Raw genomic sequence first — 22,187 nt, 5'->3', positions numbered from 1 at the left:
TCAAGCAAATAAAATATAAATTATTTCTTCATTTAAGCTTATATTTTAAAACTAAGTTATATAATCATACTATATGATTAAAATTTAATCCAAGGAGGACGCCAAAGACGCCAATAGTAATAAAGGTATTTAGAGTAGAGTCGTAAATTAAAGATTTACAGGTAATAGCTAAGTAAATTTAAGGAGAAGCTATGAAAAACTCAAACGTTTCAAGAAGAGATTTTGTTAAGTTAAGTATGGTAGGTGCCGGAGCTTTAGCTCTAGGCGGAGTAAATGCGCAAGCAGCCGTAAACTCTAAAGACGTCAAATTTGACGAAGAGTGGGACGTAGTTATCGTTGGTTCCGGTTTTGCAGGACTTGCAGCCGGTATCACCGCAGCTGAAAAAGGCAATAAAGTCCTAATCCTAGAAAAGATGGGACGCGTCGGCGGTAACTCCGTTATTAACGGCGGCATATTTGCCGTTCCAAATAGCGACAAACAAAAAGCCGAAGGCATCAAAGATAGCAACGAGCTATTTATCAAAGACTGCCTAAAAGCCGGCCGCGGCCTAAACCACGTAGATCTCATCGACACCATCGCTACTCGCGCGCAGGATGCATATAAACTAACTCTAAAATGCGGCGCTAAATACATAGATAAAGTTACTCACGCAGGCGGACACAGCGTACCTAGATCGCTTCAAACCGCTAACGGCTCGGGATCTGGTATCGTTCAGCCGATGGTAGAATACTTTAAAAACCTACAAGGCTGCGAGCTAAGACAAAGAGCTAAATTTGACGAATTCGTCCTAGGCGAAGATGGCGGCGTAGACGGCGTGATCATCAGAGAGGATTATAAATTTGATCCAAAGAGCCAAAAAGACGACGCCGAAAACACTACCGGAACTAAAAAGACTATAAAAGCTAAAAAAGGCGTAGTACTAGCAGCAGGCGGATTTTGCCGCGACGTATTCTTTAGACAGGTCCAAGATCCATCTATCCTACCTAGCACAGATAGCACCAACCACCCGGGCGCAACCGCAGGCGCTATGAAAGAGGCGTTTAGGATCGGCGCAACTCCAGTGCAGCTAAGCTGGATACAGTTTGGTCCATGGGCATGCCCTGATGAAAAAGGCTTTGGCGTTGGCTCTATGTTTAACGTAAACGGAAGCTTCCGCTACGGAATTTCAGTCGATCCAAGAACCGGCAAACGCTATATGAACGAGCTAGCGGACCGCCGCACCCGCTCTCAAGCTATGTTTAAAGTAATCGACGCAAAAGCAGATATCTATCCGATCAACTTCTGCGATAGCGAGGGCGTAAAAAATATGGTCATACCTGAGCACTACACTAAACCGCTGGAATCAGGCGTACTAAAGAAATTTGAAACCCTAGACGAACTAGCGGCGGCTTACAAAATCCCTGCCGCAGAGCTAAAAAAGACAGTCGAGAGATACAATAGCTTCGTTAAATCAGGTAAAGACGAGGACTTTGGCAAACCTATGGATAAAACCACTACAAACGGCGTAGATATCTCTAAAGCTCCTTTCTACGCTATGCGCGGTACGCCAAAACTCCACCACACTATGGGCGGTATCGATATCAATACCAAAGCCCAGGTCATCTCTCTACAAACAGAGATGCCGATCCCAAGATTATTTGCAGCAGGCGAGATCACGGGCGGCGTACACGGAGCTAGCCGCTTAGGTAGCGTGGCGATAGCTGATTGCTTAACGTTTGGTATGATAGCCGGAGAGAATATAGGCTAAATCGTAAAACGAAGTTCTCGCGAGCACTTTTAAATGATTTCGTAAATTTCGCCCTGCGACAGACTATCTTCTCTTTGCTTGCAACTGCAAGCAGAGGTCTAGCCTTGGGGCGAAATTTTCTTCTATTTAGCTACGAGCGTAGCGACGTAGAAAACATTTAAAATCATCTCGCGATAATTCGTTTTAAATTTGCATTTTTTGAGCGCTTTTCAACCATGCCTTGCTTACTGCTTTACAAGAAACGAATTTTAACTTCTTCTGCTTACAGCTGCGAGCTTGTGAAGCAAAAACCCCAAAAATCGCCTCGAAATACTTGCAAATTTTATTTTAATCGCAGGTCGAATTTAAAGTTAAATTTGAAAATTCGGCTTGCGGTACTTTTAAATTTGAAGTCAAATTTATAAGATTTACTCTACCAAAAAATGACGCTTTTACGCGAGCAAGACCGCGTCACCCCCCCCCTTAACCTCGCCTTGCTTGCTATGAAACGGCGATTTGTTGTCTCTACAAAGAGCGCTGCACGGAGGGGACTAGATGAAACGAGAGCTTTTTGCGTTTCTAGCAAGTTTAAGCCGAAAAACTTTGCTCCGAGACGATATATGCGTTCTATCTCGGGTTAAATTCGCGCTTTTATCTAGCGGTTACTAACCGCGGCCGTTTTAGCTAGGGCAGCGATTTGGGAGCTAGAGGCTTTTGCATGCGACGCCGCTAAATTTCAGATTAAATTTAAGCTCAAATCCAAATCCGGCCCAAACCCGAATTTTGCCCCGTAAATTTAATATCAGTTTAAAATAGATTTGTATATACTTAGAGCTAAAATTTATATCAGCAAAAGGGGCGAAGTTGGATAAAAATCTGGGTAAAGCAAAGTTGCAAGGCATCATGGGCGCAGTCTGCACGGTGGCTATGAGCGCGGCATATCTCGCAGGCGAGGCCGTCTGGATCGTGCGTTTGCTCTCGCTACTACTTGCGCTGACGTTTTTTCACTATGCGCTAGTTTGCATCGAGGAGGCATTCGGACAAAACGTTTTTAGGATTTTTAAGTACGCTTATAACGGCTTTTTAGCCATGATTTTATGCTCCGTCGCTCTTTATGTGTTTGATAAAGATTTACTTGGTTTGATCACTAACTTCATCATCCCGCTTAGCGTATTTGCCGCGTCGATCGCTTGGGTCGTTATAAATTTCAAGCTCGCAAACGTGCTTGATTGCGTGCTTTTTAGGGTTTATGCGTGGATGCTTAGCATCGATATCGCCGCAAATTTTCTCTACGGCATGCTGGAGGTTTTAGCCCCGACGCTCATCGCTCCCGCCGTTAAATTTATGCCTCTTGCAAACGTGCTTTTTGGTTTATTTACCGCAAGCGCGCTGCTTTTTGCGTGGATTAGCGTCAAATTTCCAAGAGCCGAAGCGGAGTAAATTTAATCGCCAAAAGCCTTTGCTTAACCCAAATTTCGCTACAATCTCTAAAATTTATCTAAAGGCTTAAATTTTGCAAAATACTCAAAAAACCAAAATCCGCTGCGACTGGGCGGAGAAAAGCGAGCTAGAGCGCGTATATCACGACCGGGAGTGGGGCAGGCTCATAAAAGACGATGCGAAATTTTTCGAGCTCATAATTTTGGAGGGCTTTCAGGCGGGCATCTCGTGGCATGCCGTGCTGCTTAAGCGCGAGGCGATGCGAGCGGCGTTTGACGGATTTGACGCGCATAAAATTTCGCTCTATGGCGAGGAGCAGACGGCAAAGTTTATGCAAAATCCGGCACTCATCAGAAACCGCCTAAAGCTAAACTCGCTTGCCGCAAACGCCCGCGCATTTCTCGCAGTCGTGAGCGAGTTTGGCAGCTTTTACGATTATCTTTGGGGCTATCTTTTGCCTAAATTTGATCCAAAATTTGACGGCAAGCCCATCGTAAATCACTACGAAAACATAAAGCAGATCCCCGCTACTACGCCGCTTGCGGAGTTTATCGCAAAAGAAATGAAAAAGCGCGGGTTTAAATTTCTGGGGCCCACGAGCGTCTATGCGTTTTTGCAAAGCGCTGGCGTAGTGGACGATCATCTGGACGCCTGCTTTTGCAAAGGAGGCAGATGATGCCCGCACGCAAGCGGATTTTTAGCTATATCGAGGAGAAATTCGGCGCGCAGGGCGATCGGATATTTGACAAGCACCCCGAAATCGCCGTATTTCGCCATGCGAAAAATCAAAAATGGTTCGCCGTTTTTATGCGCGTGGACGGCGGCAAACTGGGGCTTAAAAGCGCGCAGGCGTTAGAAGTCCTAAATCTAAAATGCAAGCCAGATCTCGCGGCTATTCTGCGCGACGGGGAGCAAATTTTGCCCGCCTACCATATGAATAAAAAGCACTGGATCAGCGTAAATTTAAGCTCCAAAATCGCGCCGGGGCAGGTAGAGGATCTGATTGACCTTAGCTTTGAGCTGACACGGTAAAATGCCTAAAAGAGCCTGTTTTAGCTAAGCGCTTTTGATGATTTTGGCGAGCCAGGCTTGCTAGAAAACGGCTAAATTCGGAGCTAAATTTAACGCAAAACCCTTTGCGCCAAATTTGGGCGGTTAGTACTTTGCCGATTTTAAACGGCTAACTCGTGTAAATTTCGCCTTTTCAGCGTCTTGATATTTCATTTTCGCTAAAATCGGGCTAATAAATTTAAAGAAAAATCACGCGAACTTTAAGCGTAACGGCAAGCATCAAGGCGCTAAAAGATATGCCGTTTGCGGGTAAAATAAACCTAGAGCCGCAGACTTGGGGCGCGGGATTTGGTATTTTAGGAACCGATAAGGAAAACAAGTGGAAAATTTAAAACAAGGAAATTTAAACCAAGCAAGCGGGCTTCACCGTACGGTAGAAGCGGGCGGGGCGTCAAATTTCGGTCGCGAAAATTTAGCGCAGTCAAATTTAAGCGCGCAAGCAGATAGCGTGGATGAAATAAGGCGCGCAAAGAAGCGTAAAAAGGTCCATTTCATCGGTATCGGCGGTATCGGTATCTCGGCGATCGCGCGTTTTTTGCACGAAAAGGGATTCATCATCAGCGGTAGCGACATCAAAGAAAGCCCGACTACGCGCGAGCTAGCAGCGCAGGGCATCGACGTCATCACGCCGCACAGCAAGGCCGCGATCAGGGATCAGGACTTCGTCATCTACTCGGCGGCGATAAAACCCGATAACATCGAGCTTGTCGAAGCGCGAAGTAAAGGCTTGCAGTGCCTATCGCGCAAAGAGGCTCTACCGATGGTGCTTGAAGGCAAGCGCGTGTTTTCGGTGGCGGGCGCGCACGGCAAAAGCACGACCTCGGCGATGCTCTCTAGCCTCGTGGAGGGCTCGGTCATCATCGGCGCGATCAGTAAGCAGTTTGGCTCAAATATGAAATACGAGCCTTGCGACAACGTCATTTTCGAAGCCGACGAGAGCGATAGTAGTTTTCTCAACTCAAACCCGTATCTAGCCGTCGTGACTAACGCTGAGCCCGAGCATATGGAGCATTACGGCTATGATTTGGAGAAATTTCACGCGGCGTATCGAGGCTTTTTGGAGCGAGCCAAGGTGCGCGTGATAAACGCCGAGGACGAGTTTTTGGGTACGCTAAAGCTTGATGCCGTGCGCCTTTATCCGAGCGTCGATATCACCGAGCTTAGCATGATCGTGCGCGATTTCGTACCTTATACCGCGTTTAATCTAAAAAATTTAGGCAAATTTGAAGTGCTTGGCATGGGCGAGCATATCGCCGTGGACGCGTCGCTTGCTATCTTAGCCGCGCTAAATGAAACCTCTCTGGCGCAAATTAGACAAAATTTGCTAAATTTTAAAGGTATCAAAAAGCGCTTCGATATCCTAACCGCAAGCAGGAAATTCGTACTTATAGACGACTACGCGCACCATCCGACCGAGATCAAGGCTACGCTACAATCGGTCTTTGAGTACGCCAAACTACTAGGCATCACTAAGATCACGGCGATCTTTCAGCCGCATAGATTTACGCGTCTGAGCGCAAATTTAGAGGCCTTTAAGGAGTGTTTTGAGGGCATAGACGAGCTTGTTATCTTGCCCGTTTACGCTGCTGGCGAGACGCCGATAGATATAAATTTAAAAGAGGAGTTTAAACGCTACAATCCCGTGATGACGCAAAAAGTCGCGCGCGAGGGCGAGGGGATTTCTTTTACGGACGAGTTTGGCGTAAAAAACCTGCTTGATGACGGCCTGGTGATCGGCTTTGGCGCGGGCGACATCACATATCAGCTGCGAGGCGACGCATGAGGGTCATAATCGTACTTTTAGGCGTGCTTGCCGCGATCGCGATATTTAGCGTGAGCGACGAGAAGCTAAGCAAAAAGGCTAAATTTATCATCACTTTTTCGGTGATTTTTGTCGCGGCGGCGCTGTATTTTTACGAGACTAGACTGGAAAGCGAGCAGGGCAAAAGGCTGGAGCTAGTCGCGCTTTTTAATCAAGGCAAAACACTAAAATGCGGGAATTTCGACGTAAATAACACTAAATTTAACTATGAGTTCGGCACGTCCTCCTTCGTCGCAAAACGCGCGGCAAAGGAACTAAACAGCGTCAAGATCGCGCTTGATGGCTGCAAATTTAAAGGCGAATAATTGCGAAATTTTAAAGATAATCAAAATTTGACTAAAAGCGGCGCTTGGGAAGCAAGCGGGCGAGAAAATAACGTCTCGCGCGAGCAAAGAAACGGCGATGTTTCGGACGCTGCGGCACACCGCGAGCAAAAAGAATTTACAAATGCGGAAGGCTTTGAGCGGCTTATAAAAATTTTAGACCTGCAAGGCTATATGGAGAGGTTTAACTCCTTTTTAGCGCGCCCTAAGCCGCTTTTTATGGCGGGCGACAGCAGGCTGCACTACGAGAAAATTTTAGAACTCTCGCAAAAGCAGTTTGACCCGCCCACACCGGCTCAAAACCTAGACGACGCGCTCATGCGCCTTAGCAAACAAGCCACGCTGCACGTGAGCGAGATTTTCGAGTTTGCTAAGATAATTGGCTACTTTACCTACCTAAAAACGCTCAAATTTGAAGGCAAGCTAGGCGAGTGGCTCGCTAAAATAGAAATCCCGCAGCCGATGCTAAAGCTCGCAAATTCATTTGATAAAAACGGCGAACTAAAAGACGAAGTAGACGAGCGTCTAAGCGGTATAAAAGACGCGTTTAGCGCAAAAAGAGCGCAAATAGACGCCGATCTACGCCGTCTCATCTACTCAAAAAGCGTCGCGCCCTACCTCGTCGATACGCAGGTGCACTACATCAGCTCGGTCGAGGCGCTGCTCGTGCGAGGCGGGTTTAACCACGTGCTAAAGGGTACGGTTGTGGCTAGAAGCTCGGGCGGCTACTTCTACGTCGCGCCCGAAAACATCCAAAAGCTCAAAAAAGAGCAAAGCGAGCTGCTGGATAAAAAAGAGCAGATCGTCTATGAGCACTGCAAAATTTTTAGCTCCGCGATGCACAAGGGCTTGCCGTTTCTGAAATTTATAAACGGCGCGTTTGACGTATTTGACGCCTACTGCGCGCGAGTTTTTACGGCTAAAAGCGCGGATCTGGAGTTCGTGCTGCCAAGCGGCGGATCAAATTTAAAGCTGGCAAATTTCGCCCATCCCGCGCTAAAAAATCCAAAAAGCATCAGTATCGACTTTAGTAAAAAGGTGCTACTGATCACCGGCGTAAACGCGGGCGGTAAATCGATGCTGCTAAAATCGCTGATAGCTGCGGCGTTTTTAGCCAAATACCTGCTGCCGATGCGCATAAACGCGCAAAATTCGCAGATCGGAAATTTCAAGGAATTTGACGCCATCATCGAGGATCCGCAAAACGTGAAAAACGACATCTCGACCTTTGCCGGGCGTATGGTGCATTTTTCTAAGCTCTTTACGAAGAAAAATTTGCTCATCGGAGTCGATGAGATCGAGCTTGGAACGGACTTTGAGGAGGCGGCGAGTCTATACGGCGTGATGATCGAGCGGCTAATGGGACAGGATATCAAGATGATCATCACCACCCACCACAAGCGCCTTGCGATGCTGCTAGCTAAAAACCCGGACGTCGAGCTCGTCGCGGCGCTATACGACGAGGAAAACTCGCGGCCTAAATTTGAGTTTTTAAAGGGTACGATCGGCAAATCATACGCCTTTGAGACCGCGGCTAGATACGGTATCGCGGCAAATTTGGTCGCGCAGGCGAAAAAGATCTACGGCGAAGACAAAGAAAATCTAAACGAAATCATCACAAAGACGTTAAATTTAGAGGTGCAGCTCAAAGAAAAGCTCGAAAGCGCTGAGAAAAAAGAGCAAAAACTGGACTCTCTCATCGAAAATTTAAAAGAGCAAAAAGAGCGCGCCGAGGCGGAGCAGCACGAGGTTATAACGCGGCTGGAGCGGGAGTATTTTAAGGCGATAAACGAGGCTAGACGGGCGATAAATCTAGACGATACCAAAGAAAAACAGCGCGCCCTAAACCGCGCAAACGAGGCCAAACGCGCCGTGCAAAAGCCCGAAATCTCCGCCCCGCCCGAGCTAAAAGTCGGCGACCGCGTAAAATACGGCAAGATAAAGGGCATCGTGGCAAGCCTTAGCAAAAATGACGCCGTGATACAAACGGATAACGTGAGCATGCGCGTGCCGATAAATCAGCTAAAAATCAGCGGCGAAACGCCGGCACCCGCGAAGAAATCAGGCATAAATCTAAGCGTGCAAAAGCCGCAAAACGCTAGCGTCACGCTCGATCTACACGGCTTGCGCGCGGACGAAGCGGTGCAAAAGCTGGATAAATTTATCTCAGATAGCCTAGTGATGGGCTTTGACGAGGTGCAGGTGTATCACGGCATCGGCACGGGCAAGCTCGCCTACGCGGTCAAAAATTTCTTGCGCGAACACCCGAGCGTGAAGGAGTTTTTCGACGCGCCGGCGGGGCAGGGAGGATTTGGAGCGCAGATAGTGCGGCTGTAAATTTGCCTTGCTGTGGTTTGTCTTTTTGGTTTATACTTCGTTGGATCTAAATTTTACTCGGTCACTACCGACAAGGTAGCTCCCGTCGTAAAATTTAAATCCGCCTCGTCTAAACGCAAAAATACTTCGCCTTATCGTTTTACGTTCAAATTTGAAGTTGAATTTGCAAATTTGAGTCACCGAGACCCGCATCTTGAAAATGTCAAATTTAAGCCTATTTACGCTTTTTTGTAAATTCATCGCAACATTTAAATTCATCGCAAGATACTTCGCCTTGTCGTTTTGTGATCAAATTTCGAGTCAAATTTACAAATTTAACTCGAAATTTTACTCACCGAGACCCGCATCTTGAAAATGTCAAATTTAAGCCTATTTACGCTTCTTTGTAAATTTGGAGCTTTAAAATTTAGCGACGGCGCCTAGTCGCCTAAATCTCGCAAAAAAGAGCGACGAAAAATCAGCCGTCCGCATAGTTGTTTTACTGCGTCCGTTTTCTTCTTTGCTTTTTTGCCGCACAAATTATTTTTATAAATTTTGGCTTTAATGATTAACTTAAATAAATAATGATAAAATGGCGATAAAATTACAAAAGAAGGTCGATGCAAAATTTAGAATCTAAGAGCAAGGCAACTCGCTACCTCGTTTTACCTATCGTCGTGCTTGTGATATGTTCGTGTATAGCCGTTTGTTTTATATTTTATAATAAATTTCAAGACTCCGTTAATTACCCTTCAAACATCGGCATAGACGCTAAAGCCGAGGCATATATGAACGTAGTAGAAATGATTTATAAACAAGTGGCCAAGCGCGACATAAACGAGTTTCAAAGGTATGCCGAAGCGGCTAATTCTGTACCTGCTTGGATATTTAAGCAAACCGGAGACAAAAACGAACTTACGGTGCTTGCCAGCTCGCAGCATCCTAATTTAATAGGCGAAATTTTGCCCTATAAATTTTGCGATATGGACTCTAGGGCGCATACGGATTTGGAGCAAAAGGGCATTTATAAGCGCATTCGTCTGATTGCGGATAATAAGGCCGAGGTTTGCTATTTTAAAAAAACAGACGGCGTGATACTGGGCTACGATATGGTTCACGCGGTAAAAATTTCAGGCTTTGACGACCCGCGTTTTTTTACTTGGCTTGCCGTAAATATGAAAAATACCGTTTTAGTTACCCTTATCATGATGCTTATTTGCGTGTTTCAGTATTGGCTTTTTTTTAGAAATATCAAAAACAGTCAAATTTCGCTCATGAAAACCAACGCTAGGCTGCTAGCTAATAACTCCGAGATGCAAAAGCGTCTATATAGCGACGCGCTAACGGGGCTACCTAACAAAACGGCTTTAGAGCGCGACGTAGCGACTATGAAGAGTCCTAAAATCGTAGTCGTGGATATAGACGAGTTTAGAAAAATGAATAACTACTTTGGCGCCGAGGCTTGCGATCAAATTTTACTTAAAATGGCGCAAATAGCTAGAAAATTCGCAAACGATAACGATATGGCGGCTTACCGCGTGGGACCTGACCAGTTTGCTCTAGTCGAAAACGCCGATTATTTTATAGATAGATACGAGGATTTGGCAAGCGAGCTTTTAGAGAGTATAAAAGGACTGGTCATAGACGTGTCTAAAGACGGCGGCGAGCAAATCGAGATAGAGATTTACTGTACGGTAGGCTTTGCCCTAGATGAGACCGATACGTTTAAAAAGGCGATGACGGCGCTTGAGTTTGCAAAGCAAAGCGGTAAGGATTTCTTTTGCTACTTTAAAAATATCGACGATACTCCTCAATACGCCGAGCAAATCAAGCGATCGAATATGATACGAAACGCCATAATAAACGATAAAATCGTGCCGTTTTATCAACCGATATTTAACAAAGACGGCAAGGTGTTAAAATACGAAACGCTAATCCGTATCCAAAATAGCTCTGAAATCATCTCGCCGAGCATTTTTTTAGAAGTTTCAAAGCGCATTAAGCGCTACACCGATATCGAAAAAATGCTAATCGAAAAGAGCTTTAAGCTAATCAAAGACAAGCCTAGCGCCATCATCTCGGTAAATTTATCCGGACGCGATATGACCGACGGCGACGTGAGCGCGTTTATCATCGAGAGGCTAAACAGATACAAGATCGCCTCAAGGGTGATATTTGAGATACTAGAGGATGAAAATATAGAAAATATCGAGCGTATCGGCGCATTTATCGAACGCGTGCGAAGGATGGGCGCAAAGATCGCCATAGATGATTTTGGCTCGGGTTATAGCAACTTCTCCTATATCCTAAAGCTAAAGCCAGATTACATCAAAATAGACGGCTCGATCATCAAAAATATAGACTCTAGCGAGGATTCTCGGGCGATAGCTAGCGCGATCATAGCCTTTGCTAACCAGCTAGACATCACGGTAATAGCCGAGTTCGTCCACTCAAAAGAGGTGTTTGACACCTGCGTGCGACTAGGCGTGGACGAATTTCAGGGCTTTTATCTAGGCGAACCGCGAGATAGCCTGCTGGAGTAGCGAGGCGAGTAAAACGCCATCAGGTACGTTCGCGGTCGTCCGGTAATGCGCCTGCGCCAAAAAACTGCAGTAGCGAGGTCGGTAAAACGCTGTCCTGTGCGGCTAAATTTACTCGCGCCTATGCCGCCCGTATCGGCTAAAACCCGTAAAGACGGCGGCCTAAGAGCGTTTAGCAAAACCGCCCCGATTAAGAGATTTTAAAACGGGAGCTTGAAAAGCCGCTTTTATTCCCAAGGGCGCCGTGCAAATTTATACGAGTTTTTATCACGCTTACTTGAAGTTTTTATTCATTTAAATTCTCGCCGATTTTTACTTATTTTTAAGACATAATTTATACTTTCGGTAAAAATTTATAGGATAATCTGTAAAACCGCTTTTCAAATCAAAGTGAATTTACGCTTAAAATCAAAGTGGATTAAAAACGGCGATTTTTTACTTTGATTTCTAACGTAAATTTTTACCTTTTAAACTCCCTTTTAAAAGGCTTTTAAAATATCATTTTATATCGTTAATAATCTCCACTTCAATGCTCTTGCCCTGGATAAAACTAAGCAAAGCTTCTAGCGTTTTGACGCTCTCAAACACTCCCTCGTCATTTGCCCATTTCCCTACCAAGATGCAGCCCTCGGTATGCTTTGGATAGTTGCCCGCATGTATCTCTATGTAGCGATCTTTCGCTACTCGCTCGTTAAAAAGCACCGGCACCACGCGGTTAAATTTTGGCGACTTGTGCCAAGCCACGCGATAAAGTCCCGCAGGTATGCGCCTATCTTTGCCTCGCTCGGTGGTATCTGGTCCTGCGGACTCTAACGTATAGCCCGTCATCAGCACGGTATTTACGCCCACTAGCTCAAATTTACCCAGCGTGCCGTCATAAATATCCTTATATCGCCTTATGATTAGTTTCATCTTTTCTCCTTTCTATAAATTTGACGCGTTCTTTATGCTCGCCTTTTTTGCCGACGTTAAAGCTCTCTACCGGGCGGTGGTATCCCATTACGCGCGTGTAGACAACACACTTGGTGCGCTTTGCTTGCATGCTCTCTAGTATCTCTTCGTTGCTCATTTAAGCTCCTCTTCGTATTCGCTCTTTGCCAAGCTACCGCTATCTCCACCTAGGCTTTCTATCTTTTTATTTGCCGCCTTGTCGATCTTGCGTCTGACCCAGTCTCCGCCCATAAAGGCGATGATGCCACCTATGGCAAGAGAAAAGGGCGTGGCGTGCGAAATGAAAAATACTATCTCATACGTCGCCCAGCATAAAAACGCAGACGTTGCGGCCGCGGCTAAAAAGGCTTTTTTTGTTCTGTTTTTCCTAGGCCTGCCGTTTTCATCCAGTAGCCCAAGCACCGCCCCGATGAGGCCTACGACCATCACCCAGAATATATACCAGTACTCTTTGTCGATCCAGCTCATCCCATCACCGCCCCGAAAATCAAGGCGAGCAAGACCGCTAAAGCTATCTCTATAATGCGCTTTTTGCTAAGCTTAAAGCCCATGATCTTTCTAATCACTAGCTCGCTCACGGCCTTGCTCCTACGCACAGCAAAAGCAGCCTTTCGATCTCTTCGTGATATGCCGCTACGGCTCCGGCGGTCGATGGATCGCTCTCGTCAAAGCTAGGCTTTGGCGGTAGCTCTACGTCGCAGCGCACGGGTTTGTCTACGTCCTGATACTGGGTGCGCGCTATGATCCGTGGCTCAGCGCCTGCGCAACCGCAAAGTATAGTAGTCGCAGCGCAGACGGCCGTAAATTTGACTATTTTTCCCGCTGTTTTCATTTTCCTAGCCCCCTAAACAGCCTTTCGTAGTATCCCAGCTTCTTTTCGCATCCGCTGTCTTTTGGCGGAGGCTCCATACTTTCGTATTTGGCTTGTAGCTCTTTTCTCAGCCCCGCTTGGCTTTGGCGGATCTGTTTCATATCTAGAGCCATGCTTTTGATAGCTTCGTTTTGCGCAGAGATTTTGGAATTACATTCGCTTAAATTTGCTGCGTAAATTTGGCTTTCTGCCTCTTTGAGGGCTAGCTTGGTCTGCTCTTTTTCCAGCTTGTCTTTGGCATTTTGCGTTTCGGCCTTTGCGCTTGAAACAGCGCCGTTTAGCCGCCAGATTTCAATCCCTGCACCGCCTAGAGCTATCAGCAAAGCGACGCCCGCGGATATTAGAAATTTGATATTTAAAAAGCCCATTTTACGCTCCTTTCAGTAGTTTTACTGCAGCGGTTATGATTAGGATAGCCGCCGCGATCAGTACGAATTTCTTTGTTGACGCGTTCATTCTTTGACCTTTCTCATGGGGTGAAACGCCCACACGGTTTTAAGCACTTTTTTATCCTCGCCCTCGATAAATTCGTGCCAATTTTGGGGATTTGCGCCAGCTATATCCATGAGCTTCCACCCCACGTAAATGCGGATATAAAAGCCTTTGCACCAGCGGATCGTGCGGTAGTATCCAAAACGCTCGCGCCCGTCTTTGAGGTGGCACTCTACCTTGCACCACGAGCTTACCGCGCCGCCGTTTGACGTGACGGACGGGTCTCCGAACGTTTTGATAGAGGCGGGGTCTATTTGGCTTGTTTTGACGCCTAGGTATTTGACGCAAAAATAGCCTATTCTATTGCGCAAAAGCCAGCAAAGGCGGGCGAAATAGGTACGGTTTTTAGGGGACGGGAAGTGATCCCGTCTCCATCCGCCATCGCCGTTTATGGCCGCACTTTGCCCGTCGTAGTAGTCGTCGGCATCCTCAAACCAGCGAAAACATCGCGGCAGATGGTCGTCGCTTTCTTTTACGAAAAGCAAAGCGATAGGCACAACGAAAAAGGCAAGTATCTCAAGCGGGATCTCGATGATGAAATTTTTGGCTACTTGGAGCCATTGTTTTAGAGTCGGTTTCATCGGCTACTCCTCGTTACTAAAAATTCCATACGGCAATACAGTCTCATAAAAAGTCCGCGGCTTGCCGTCGGCAGGCAGCCGCGTCACGTACGCTATCCGTACGCCTTGCTCGGTTTCTTCTGCGCATAGTACGCCCACTGGGAGCCTCACGATTTTACCTTTTCCGGTAATATCGTACATGCGCGTATAGGTTTGGTCTGTGCCGATATAAACATTGATTAAAAATCTAGTCCTTTGGGCTAGAAATAGTTTCTCATTTCCTTGCGGCATTATCGGTATAGGTAGTCGCTCTTTGTTTTTATATAAGGCGTAGCTACGACTTATACCGTCATCGTTCTCAAAATTCTCAAGATAGTACAAATCACTACCTTTTTTATAATATTGATCTCTTATAGATGGGCGCCACCATTCAGTTTCAATAACCATCCTTTTGTAAAGACCGTGATAAGGAACTTCGGACATATCGATAGGGGCTATTGAAGCGCTACGCCCGTTAACCGTAATCCTAAAAGCCTTGACGGATTTTGTGTAATAGTTCATTTGTATTATGTAGTCCTGAATTACTACTATGGTTCCCGTTTGATCTTCTAGCTCTATATAGCCATCGGTATTTAAAATTTTAAGCGTTTTCCCTGAGTGCCGCGTGATGGGGAATTTTGGATCTATATAGCGCATTTGATCCATTTGATAAAACTCTCCGGCGCCTGAGTGATTTATTTCCATTTGATTGGTTTTTGTATTGTATATATAAGGTTGGGATTGTCTACTAAAATAAAGTAAATCTCCGATCTTAAACAAGAAGGCGACTGTGATGCTAGGATATGGGAAAAGGTCTCCTCTTTTGAATATATTCTTGCTATTTGGATTTTTTATTTCTTCCGATATAATGCCCCATTTTGATCCTATGACGTCTATATAAAAATATTTTCCGTTATCTACCGATAAAATCGGAAATCTGCTTACTACGAAAGAATTGCCTGAACCGCTGGTATCGTCTATTTTTACGGCTACGCCGTCTGCCGTGACATCTTGCAAGAAATTAACCATAAAATCGAGATTATTTTGTTTTTTGACCACTTTCGTCTTAAATTCATTAAATTTCTCAATAGATAAATAGGTCGTATCGTGGTTGTGATCCGTCTTTGAAAAATCGCTATCGATCTTTTTACTCGAATAGGTCAAATTTGTTCTTGTCTGAGTATCGTCGATGAAACCCGTCGCGACTATTTTTTTCATCTCTTCAAGCGCATTTGCCGAGTCTTGCAGCCCCTCTTTGACGGACGTTGCCACCTGCTCGCTTTGTTTTGCGGAGGCTGCGGCGCTTACGGCGATCTCTTTTGCCGACACGGCCTCGCTTGCGCTACTTACTGCAGTATTGCTGGCGCTACTAGCCGTTTGCGCAGAATCTGCGGCAGAGTCTGCGCTAGATTGAGCAGCGGTTTTTAGCGACGCTGCGCTACTTAAATTTTCTTCCAGCTCGGCGGCTAGCTCGTTGGTTTCGGTAACGAATTTCGGTAGCGCGCCTACGAACGCGTCGGCTCGGTCGTCGAAATTTTGAGGCTCGGCCGTGGTAGGCGGCTGAGGCAACTTAGTTATTTGTTTCATTTCCTCTCCTTTAAATTTAGATTATTCCCTCTACGTTGATCGAGAGCGCGCTATACTGCTCGCCCGTGATCTTGATCCTAAAATCATTGAGAAAGCCAAAGACTAGCAGGCTCTTGAAGCCCTTGTCTTTCTCGTCTCCAATAAAAGTCGTAAGCTCTCCGCATAGGTTTTTGAGCGTGTCTCTCGTGCGGTCTATCTGCGGGGTGGGTAGCACCACCGCAAGGCTCATATAGTTTGCCGTGCGGCCTTTTGCTATGAATACGTCGCCGTAGGCCGTCTTTTGCTTTCTACTGTAGTCGTTTACGCCAAATTCCGCCTCTAGCTCGGTGTAACCGAGAAACACCCGTTGTCCGGCTGAAAAATGCCCGAGATTTGCCCCCAAGCGGTTTGGCGTGATCTCTATCTCAAACTCTCCGAAGTATTTGTCTGCATACAACACCACGTCTTTTTTGTAGTCTTGCCCAAACTCGAAAAAATACTCCCACCAGCTACGGCTTCCGGCGTTTAATAGGCGCTTATGGGCTATTACGGCGCCGGCTTTTCGGATAAAAATTTCGCTGCCGTCGACGTTGAAAAAAGAAAAACAGTTCACTCGCTTTTTGCCCGTATCTATTTTGAATTTCAGCGGCTGCCCGTCCTTTTTCCTCGTTTGCGTTCCGATATATCTATCAAACATCGCTTTTTCATTTATCGCTCCCATGTGGGCGAAATTTGCTATGTCTTTATCCGGCTCAGTCTGGATATTCGTCATCGCCTTTGCGGCCTTGTATTTTTCGCCCTCATATATGATCTCCTCGCCAAGCTCTACGTTCATACCCTTTGAAAAGGCTCTTATCGTATCTGCTGGCGCATTGGTCTCTTTGAGGGTTAGATCCACTTTTTCTACTACGGTCATGCTATGCTCCTTACGTTTACGGCTCCGTTTTCTATAGTTTGCCTTGCGTTCATCGTCATCTCTCGTACGTCCCTTCCTATGTTTGCGGCTATTTGCTCCACTCGCTCCAGCCTCTTTGCTAGCGCCTCAAAGGCCCCGCCCATATCTACCTTTATGCCTCTGCCATCAAGCGGAATAACCGCTTCGTCGTAGCCCGCTTCGCCTATGAGCGCTCTTGTAGGCCTGGTCACGATGCCGCCGTCGGCAAAGGGCTTGTAGCCTCTTTTCTTGCTCCATTCAATGAAGTCTTGTTTTGAATTGCCGCCCGTCGCGGCTCTTGCGGTGGCTTCTATCTGCGCTCGTAGTTGCTCTTTGCTTAGCCCCTCGATTTGTGCTTTTCGTTTCCATGCGTCTAGTCCTCCTTGTTCTACGCTACGCCCCAGCACGTCTTTATATATCTCGTTTATGTCGCGGTCCAGGCTTGAGCTTATTATCGCGCCGTTTGCGGTAATAGCTCCGTTTGCTATATTTGCGGGCGGCGCGCCTTTGTATTCGGGTGCCGCTTTGCCGGCTATAATTGCGTCTCTGACGGCTTGCAGATATGCAACTACGGGGCTATCTTTGCCGAGCAGGTCGTGCAGGGCGTGGATTTGGTTTTGGCTATCAAGCTCTAGCGCCTCTTTTTGTTTTTTTAGGGCGTCGAGCTGCTGCGAATATGTGTCGTTTGCGCTGTTTAGCAGCTTATCTAGCTTTTTGATTTGCTCGAGCAAATCGCTTAAATTTACGTCGCCGCTTATGCCCTCTACTTCGTTTGCTAGTTTGAGCATTTCGTAGCGGTAGTCTTGATACGTTGCGGCGTTATCTCTTAAATTTTGCTCCTGCTTGGATATGGCGCTATTTAGCTCGTCATATGCTTTGGCGTCGTATTGGCCCGCGCTAAACGCCGCTTTTGCTTTTTGCAAGGCTAGGGCGTAGTTTATGCCGGCGGTTTGATTATCGATGACGTTTTCTCTGATCTTGCCCGCCATAGAGGCTAGCTTTTCTACTGCACTTTTTTGCAAATTTAGGACGGCGAGTTGCTGTTTTTGCGCTTCGAGCGTCTTTCTTGCTTGCTCCGCTAGATCCAGGGCTTTGATTTGCTTGACGATTTCTTCAAGCCCCGTGAGGGACTTGAGCCAGACGTCGCGTCCGCCGTTTTGGTTTCTGTGGTTGTTGTACTCGGTTACGGCTTCTAAGAGTTGTTTTCTCATTTCGACGTTGCCGGTAGAGAGAAACTCTTGCAACTCGCGCGCGCTCATACGGTAGAAATACTCCGCCCAAACCCTAGGATCGTTCGTATTTCCCAGCTTTGAGACGCGGCTCATTTCGTCAGCACCCAGATCGCCCTCTATGCTTCCTGCTAGAGCGCGAAATTTGGTGTAGATGTTTTGCAAGGTTAACACGTTTGTGTCTCTGCCGACTGCTGCAAAAAAGCCCGCTTGAGTCTGAGCTATACTTTTCGTGAAGCTGATTAGAGCTTTGGTATATTCATCCTGCGCCTTTTTCGCCGCCTCGTAAGCCTTGACTAGGCCGTTTAGGCTGTCTACGTTTGATTTCGTGAAGTCTGACGCGATAGCTTTGCGGTATGCCTGCGCCATACGCTCTACGCTAAGGTCTGCTATGCTTCCCATTTCTTTTGGTATGTCAAGCTTAAGCGCTTCGGCTGCGTCCGTGAAGCTTTCAAACGCTTGACGCATAGAGATTTCTACCTGCTTGATAGGATTTCTTACGCTGAGTAGCTCAAGGCTCTTGTAGCTATCCGCGATCGCTCCTAGGCTCTCGCTCATTAGCTCGATGACCTTTTTGTTGGCCTTTTTCGCTTGCTCCTCCCAGTCTTTCCACATTCTGGAAAACTCGGGATTGTCGACGAGTCTTTGGTTTTTGTTGGTTTCGTCGCGGGAGAGATTTAGCAAATCATCTATTTTTCGAGAGCTTTTGAGCCCGAATATGTTGCCGTCGCTAGCCTTGCCAAACTCGTCTCTCATACCGCGCGCCATATTGTCGATCGCGCCAAGGCCCGCTTTATTCATCGCCTTGCTTACGGCATCGTCAAGCGGTTTGGTTATGCGGTTTATTATGCTGGATGGGCTAAATTTCATAGCCTTTTCAAATACCCCGCCTATTTTGCCCAGCAGACCTTTTCGTTTCTTGCCGCCGCTTTCGGTGACCTCTGCCCACATCTGCTCTGCCTGCCCGGTCATTGAGCGAAGTATCGCTTTGGCAAAGCCCTCATTTGCTAGGCTTTCGCCGCTATACTTGCCCGTTTTTAGCGTTAGGCTTGCAAGAGCGCCCGCGCGGCTAGCCATTCTGCTCATAGAGCGAAGCTGCGCGCCGATCTCGCGCATAGAGGCATCGTCTAGGTCGCTCATTTCAGTCCAGCTTTTCTTTGAGAACCAGCCTTTCTTTTGCATATCGACGTATGAACGGATGTTTTGGTTGGATAGTATGTCGCCTGCGGTTATATCTTGCAATACGGATATTCCGCTGCCGGTCGCTTTTTTCTTACCAAACGCTCCGCCTATTAGTGCGCCCGCTACCGCACCTATGACTGCGCCCCAAGGACCCATCGAGGATCCCGCTTTCATACCGGCTATCAGACCGCCCGCAGCGCCTCCGAGCGCTCCGCCCGTGCTGGCATAAGTGTTGGCTTTAAAAAGCTTGTCGCCAAGATAGCCTATACCGTATCCAAGGGCCGCGCCGCCAAACGCAGACCCCGCCATATAAGGAGCCGTACCTGCGCTGCTAAACTGCGTAGCCGTCAAGGCACCTTTTACGCCCGTTCCGAAACCGTATACGCCCTGACCGAGTCCTGCGTATCCGTGCATAGAGAGCCAAGATGCCGCATTTAGCGCCGGCGTACTCGTAAAGCTAGAGATAAAGCCCGTATATCCGCTGGTAAGTAAAGAGTATGCGCTTTGCAAATTTGAAACCGAGCTAAGCAGGCTCGTCGTGCTTTTATCCAAAGCGTCCGCGCCGCGTAAAATTTGCCCCGTGCTGCTAAGCTCAACCGTAGTGCCGCCGATAGTTCCATCCCAGCCGCCTCTGTCGTTTTTGGCTAGTCCTAGATTTGAAGCGATAGAGGCCAAATTTGACCCGCCGCCAAGCAATGCGCCAAAGCCGCCCGAAATGCCTTGCGACAAGACGCGCGCGTATGGGCTGATTAGATCGCGCATCAGGTTTGTGCCTATGTCTTTGAGCGCGGTTTTTAAAGACTTTGTCTTGCCTATGAAAAAATTGAAAAAGCCGTCGTCGACGGTTTTTGACATGGACGAAACGGTGTCCGCCCAAGAATTTTTAATATCTTTAAAAGAGTTTTTGGCTATTTTTGACCCCGTTAAAAAGGCCTTTTCTTCGATTTTTAAGAGTTTATCAAGCTGCTCTTTGGTTATCTTTTTGCCGTCTTCAAAGATCAAATTTTGATATTTTTTCTCTAGCTCGGCTTTTTTGATTTGCCATGCGTTTTCCTTGTCTCCGATAGCCGTATAATATTCGCTTCTAAGCGCAAGCTGCTTTTCGAGCGTCTCTTTTTCGCTTTTTTCAATCTCGGCTAGGTGCTCGTTGGCTATCTGCGCTAGGCTAGAGTTTAGATATTCTCGGGCTTTTTGGCGGCCTACGCCAAGGCCTAGCATCTCGTTATAGCGGTCTATCACCCTTTGAGTCTTTTTCTCTATATCCGTGAAATTTACCTCGGCTATATCTTTGAGCGCATTCTTTAGGGCTCCCGTATCGGTTACTGCTACATTTGCGCTTTTGGAGAAATTTTTGATTTTAGTTTCGAGATCTTCAATATATTTTTCAGCCCGCTTTATGAGCGTTTCGTCTTTATTTTCGCGCTTTAGATCCGCCAAAAGCTTTTTAGCTTCTTCTAAATCGTCGGTTAGATCCTTTAAAATTTGCGTTTTTCCGAATTTCTCTTTGGCTTTGTCGCTGCCTGCGGCGCCCGGTAGAGAATTCACGGCGTCTTTTAGCTCGTCCACGCTGGCTTTAGCCTCTTTTGCGCTCTTATTGATGACGGTTATTTGTCCGTCTACTTCTCGCGTTTCAAATCCGTCTAGCCCCAAGTATCTTTTTACGCTATCTTTTTTGTACTGCTCTATTAGGCCCTGATAGCCTTTGTTGTATTCTTCTAGTAGCCTTATCTGACCTTTTATCTTTTCCGCTCCGCCGCCGTCCGAAAAAGGGTTGTAGTTGTCGTCTAGCTCAGCGAAAAACTGTTTTGCTTTTAGCGCCAAGATTTTTAGATCGTTTACGAACTGATATATCTTCATCTGCGCTATTTGAAGCTGAGTAGCAAACGCGTCGAGGAAGTTATAGATAAATTTTTGTACGCTATTTAGCTTACTTGCTCCCTCTTCGAGATTTCCGTTTAGCGCCTTTATGGCGTCTATGCTTTCGTATATTAGATAGATCGTAGCTACGGGCAAAAGCGTAGCGAATGCTTTATTTAGCGTTGCAAGCCCCGCTTGAAGCGCGGCGGCGGCGGTAAGGCTAGCCGTAAGCGAGCTCGTAAATATAGGCAGCATGCCGGTTATAGCCGCAAGTCCTCCCTGCAAAAGAGATAATGCGCCGCCCCAAAGTATGCCCGCGCCCTTTACGGCTACGAACGCCCCCGCAAGCAGACCTAGATGCTTTACGGTCTCTCCGATATACCCCGCCCACTCTATGATCGTGGCTTTGTTTTCTTTGACGAAATTTGAAAAAGAGGCGATGCCAGAAGTCAGTACGTCAAACATCGGCTTAGTTAGCTCTCTAGTTAGTTCGGTGAGTTCGTTTTTAAGAGAGCCGAGCGCTACTTCGTAGCCCTTGGCCGCCTCGGCGCTAAGCTCTTTATATTTTGCTAGCTTTTCTATGATATGATCGTAAACCTTGCCCTCGGAGCTCGCCTTTTTTAACTCTTCATTTGTGAGACCGACGATCTTCATAAATGAGCCCATCTCGGAAGCCGCTACTACCGTGCCGGTAGCTAGGCTATCCATCATAGGCGTTAGATCGCTTAGGTTTTTGCCTACCGCCTGGGCTGCTAGAGCTATGCTATCCATAGCCTGCACGGCCTTGTTTCTGCTGCCTTGTCCGGCCGAAGTGGCGTAAAACATATTGAAAGCGCCGGTAATTTCCTCAAGCGTAAATTTGGTTTTAGCGTTGGTTTCGTTTAGTTTTTTGAGTATTCCCTCGCTCTCTTTCATACTCATATTCCATTTGGCGTGAGCGTCGAGGGTTTTACCCAGCATGCTTACGTTTGAGGAGTTTGCGGCGATTAGGCCCGTGAGCTGAATTTTGAGGTTTTCAAAACTGCGGTTTGCTTCGATGCCCGAAGCCGCGAGCTCTTTGACCCCAACGGCTAGGGCTCCTATACTAGCTACCGACGCAGCTATCTTACCAAAAGAGCTGCGTAAGGCGTTTGCGATGGTGTCGGTGTTATTTAGGCTGCGTCCTAGGGCGTTTACATCCTCTCTGGCCGCCCTTAGGTTGTGCGTATCGCCGTTTATGCTTATGGTGATATTTACGTCGTTATTTCTAGACATCGTTGGCTACTTT

General features: G+C 46.9%; 18 protein-coding genes. 8 read left to right on the top strand and 10 right to left on the bottom strand.

The window, feature by feature from the left end:
• Window positions 1–191 precede the first annotated feature (191 nt).
• The 8 genes from Q0218_RS03275 (at window position 192) to Q0218_RS03240 (ending at window position 11,242) form a co-directional block, all read left to right on the top strand.
• A complete protein-coding gene (locus tag Q0218_RS03275) occupies window positions 192–1,748 on the top strand; it encodes a flavocytochrome c (protein WP_297966196.1) in 1,557 nt (518 codons plus the stop codon).
• An 843-nt stretch (window positions 1,749–2,591) separates the two neighbouring features.
• Window positions 2,592–3,167 (top strand): hypothetical protein, encoded by a 576-nt coding sequence (locus tag Q0218_RS03270; protein WP_297966194.1) that lies wholly within the window; start codon window positions 2,592–2,594, stop codon window positions 3,165–3,167.
• Between the two features lie 73 nt (window positions 3,168–3,240).
• On the top strand, window positions 3,241–3,843 hold the full coding sequence (locus Q0218_RS03265; protein ID WP_297966192.1) for a DNA-3-methyladenine glycosylase I: 603 nt from the start codon (window positions 3,241–3,243) through the stop codon (window positions 3,841–3,843).
• On the top strand, window positions 3,840–4,199 hold the full coding sequence (locus Q0218_RS03260; protein ID WP_297966190.1) for an MmcQ/YjbR family DNA-binding protein: 360 nt from the start codon (window positions 3,840–3,842) through the stop codon (window positions 4,197–4,199). The genes Q0218_RS03265 and Q0218_RS03260 overlap by 4 nt, the downstream gene beginning before the upstream one ends.
• Window positions 4,200–4,695: 496 nt before the next feature.
• The gene (gene murC / locus Q0218_RS03255) at window positions 4,696–6,021 is read left to right on the top strand and encodes a UDP-N-acetylmuramate--L-alanine ligase (RefSeq protein ID WP_297966275.1); all 1,326 of its coding nucleotides are present in this window, start codon (window positions 4,696–4,698) and stop codon (window positions 6,019–6,021) included.
• Window positions 6,018–6,365: a hypothetical protein gene (locus Q0218_RS03250; RefSeq protein WP_297966188.1), complete on the top strand. Its 348-nt coding sequence runs from the start codon at window positions 6,018–6,020 to the stop codon at window positions 6,363–6,365. The genes murC and Q0218_RS03250 overlap by 4 nt, the downstream gene beginning before the upstream one ends.
• Window positions 6,366–8,720: an endonuclease MutS2 gene (locus Q0218_RS03245; RefSeq protein ID WP_297966187.1), complete on the top strand. Its 2,355-nt coding sequence runs from the start codon at window positions 6,366–6,368 to the stop codon at window positions 8,718–8,720. It begins immediately after the preceding gene.
• A gap of 599 nt (window positions 8,721–9,319) precedes the next feature.
• A complete protein-coding gene (locus Q0218_RS03240; RefSeq protein WP_297966185.1) occupies window positions 9,320–11,242 on the top strand; it encodes a bifunctional diguanylate cyclase/phosphodiesterase in 1,923 nt (640 codons plus the stop codon).
• Here Q0218_RS03240 and Q0218_RS03235 read toward each other — a convergent pair.
• The 10 genes from Q0218_RS03235 to Q0218_RS03190 all read right to left on the bottom strand — a co-directional run bounded on the left by Q0218_RS03235 (window position 11,206) and on the right by Q0218_RS03190 (window position 22,174).
• Window positions 11,206–11,418 (bottom strand): hypothetical protein, encoded by a 213-nt coding sequence (locus Q0218_RS03235; RefSeq protein WP_297966183.1) that lies wholly within the window; start codon window positions 11,416–11,418, stop codon window positions 11,206–11,208. The genes Q0218_RS03240 and Q0218_RS03235 overlap by 37 nt on opposite strands.
• Window positions 11,419–11,737: 319 nt before the next feature.
• The gene (locus Q0218_RS03230; RefSeq protein ID WP_297966181.1) at window positions 11,738–12,151 is read right to left on the bottom strand and encodes a DUF5675 family protein; all 414 of its coding nucleotides are present in this window, start codon (window positions 12,149–12,151) and stop codon (window positions 11,738–11,740) included.
• Window positions 12,126–12,308 (bottom strand): anaerobic ribonucleoside-triphosphate reductase, encoded by a 183-nt coding sequence (nrdD, locus tag Q0218_RS03225; RefSeq protein WP_297966179.1) that lies wholly within the window; start codon window positions 12,306–12,308, stop codon window positions 12,126–12,128. The genes Q0218_RS03230 and nrdD overlap by 26 nt, the downstream gene beginning before the upstream one ends.
• Window positions 12,305–12,658 (bottom strand): phage holin family protein, encoded by a 354-nt coding sequence (locus Q0218_RS03220; protein WP_297966177.1) that lies wholly within the window; start codon window positions 12,656–12,658, stop codon window positions 12,305–12,307. The genes nrdD and Q0218_RS03220 overlap by 4 nt, the downstream gene beginning before the upstream one ends.
• 106 nt (window positions 12,659–12,764) lie before the next feature.
• Entirely contained in the window at window positions 12,765–13,022 is a 258-nt protein-coding gene (locus tag Q0218_RS03215) for a hypothetical protein (protein ID WP_297966175.1), read from the bottom strand.
• Window positions 13,019–13,429, bottom strand: a complete 411-nt coding sequence (locus tag Q0218_RS03210; protein WP_297966173.1) for a hypothetical protein — start codon at window positions 13,427–13,429, stop codon at window positions 13,019–13,021. Before Q0218_RS03210 ends, Q0218_RS03215 begins: the two co-directional genes overlap by 4 nt.
• 84 nt (window positions 13,430–13,513) lie before the next feature.
• Window positions 13,514–14,134, bottom strand: a complete 621-nt coding sequence (locus Q0218_RS03205) for a hypothetical protein (protein ID WP_297966171.1) — start codon at window positions 14,132–14,134, stop codon at window positions 13,514–13,516.
• A gap of 3 nt (window positions 14,135–14,137) precedes the next feature.
• Complete coding sequence (locus Q0218_RS03200; protein ID WP_297966170.1) at window positions 14,138–15,739, bottom strand: hypothetical protein; 1,602 nt, start codon at window positions 15,737–15,739, stop codon at window positions 14,138–14,140.
• A gap of 16 nt (window positions 15,740–15,755) precedes the next feature.
• Window positions 15,756–16,634 (bottom strand): hypothetical protein, encoded by an 879-nt coding sequence (locus tag Q0218_RS03195; protein WP_297966168.1) that lies wholly within the window; start codon window positions 16,632–16,634, stop codon window positions 15,756–15,758.
• Window positions 16,631–22,174 carry a hypothetical protein gene (locus Q0218_RS03190; protein WP_297966167.1) on the bottom strand — a complete coding sequence of 1,848 codons (5,544 nt, stop codon included), beginning with the start codon at window positions 22,172–22,174 and terminating at the stop codon, window positions 16,631–16,633. Before Q0218_RS03190 ends, Q0218_RS03195 begins: the two co-directional genes overlap by 4 nt.
• Between the last annotated feature and the right edge of the window lie 13 nt (window positions 22,175–22,187).

This window comes from uncultured Campylobacter sp. (assembly GCF_938039245.1).
Taxonomy (GTDB): Bacteria; Campylobacterota; Campylobacteria; order Campylobacterales; family Campylobacteraceae; genus Campylobacter_A.
Note: the sequence above shows the minus strand (reverse complement) of the source record. Positions and strands in the feature narration are given on the sequence as shown.